The sequence below is a fragment of the Moorena sp. SIO3I6 genome (assembly GCF_010672095.1).
In genome coordinates this window covers 1-1341 of the sequence record NZ_JAAHHU010001394.1, presented here as the reverse complement: position 1 = coordinate 1341, position 1341 = coordinate 1, and the positions used below count along the sequence as shown (strand labels likewise).

General features: G+C 43.6%; 2 protein-coding genes. One reads left to right on the top strand and one right to left on the bottom strand.

Features of this window, described 5'->3' with window-relative positions; all coding sequences use genetic code 11:
* Positions 1-120: 120 nt before the first annotated feature.
* On the bottom strand, positions 121-351 hold the full coding sequence (locus F6K49_RS49635) for a DNA-directed RNA polymerase subunit omega (protein ID WP_070393102.1): 231 nt from the start codon (positions 349-351) through the stop codon (positions 121-123).
* A gap of 677 nt (positions 352-1028) precedes the next feature.
* Here F6K49_RS49635 and F6K49_RS49630 point away from each other — a divergent pair.
* On the top strand, positions 1029-1341 hold a 313-nt coding region (locus tag F6K49_RS49630), incomplete at its 3' end, for a GDSL-type esterase/lipase family protein (RefSeq protein ID WP_293110166.1).

The following is a 1341-nucleotide window of genomic DNA, read 5'->3' as shown; positions in this document are numbered from 1 at the left end:
GCACTTTATAAGCCCCGTCTCCCGCTAACCCTATGGGTATAACGGGAGTCTCCTTGCTCTTAAGGATGAACTATTCTTGCCCCTGACGCTCTAACCCACTGACTCACTCAGCACAATAACTTAGTCCGCAATAATCTCTGGCTGCGTCAGTTCATCAGACATCTCAACAATTGCTCGCAGCACTGGCTTCATGGATGGCTCATCTAGACTTTCAAAATCTTCGAAGCGACGGCGCTTGGCACGGTTGGCCAGTTGTACAGTGATCCGATAACGATTAGAAGCTGCACTTACTAGCTGCTCCGTCCGTTGCAGAATGTCGATTGAATCAAAGTTATAGCTTTTGTGCAGCATAAGATTTATCAGGTATTGCTATTTCTGCTTAAAATCAGTATCGCCCCCTCTAGCCTAGCATACTTGACTTCTCAACTAGGGGTTACCCTTGATACAAGTCACAAAAGTTTTCTTGAGGTTAATAATATACCATCAAAAAGTGAAAGAATTTGTGAAGTTGGGGGATTTCTACTTACATTGCTTGGTATCTATGACAATAATAAGAAAGAACAGTCAATTTGTACTATCTATACCGAATCTACTAACTATACCGAAACTATATATCTAACCAAGGCTGGGAAGTTCTACCAAACTATCCCAGCCTACTTATGTGTAAATGGGGTCATCTGTAAATCGGATTATGTATAAATGCCATCTGTAATAGGACTTACGGAGTTTAGTTGGTTTTCACCCCTTAACCCTCCTTGCTCAGGGAGTTACTACTGAGTAAAGTTTCCCAAGGCAAGAGACCTCTAGGGGGCAATGGGTAATTTCTGTGTAAATGGAGTCTTTACATGGTATCTCTAAATAGTATCGCTTGGATGCGATCGCATCCATGGGCGACCTTAGGGGTGAGAGTACCTTGATTTACTCCTGTGGTACATTTACCTTTTACATATACAAAAGATCATACCATTGCTAAGCTATCTTGAGTGTGTCGAGTTGTTAACAATTATCTGACCAAATAAATCTTGTCTATGCAAACACTTGCCGCTCCTAGCTTTGAGTCATTCCATCAGCGCCAAATAACTCCCCTGAAGTTCGTTGTCCTCGGAGATAGTCTGATCTATGGATTTGGAGACCCAGAAGGTGGCGGCTGGGTAGAGCGACTGCGACGTCAGTGGATGTTACCCGATAGTCCTGGTCATGTACTCTACAATTTAGGAGTTCGGGGTGATGGGGTTACCCAAGTCCACAAGCGACTAGAACATGAATTTCGCAGTCGTGGTGAACTCAGAAACCGTGTACCAGATGCCATTATTTTATCGGTGGGCGTTAACGATTCAGCCC

Bases quoted from the DNA above. Each gene is read 5' to 3' on its own strand.
- F6K49_RS49635 (WP_070393102.1), bottom strand. From the start codon at position 351: ATGCTGCACAAAAGCTATAACTTTGATTCAATCGACATTCTGCAACGG.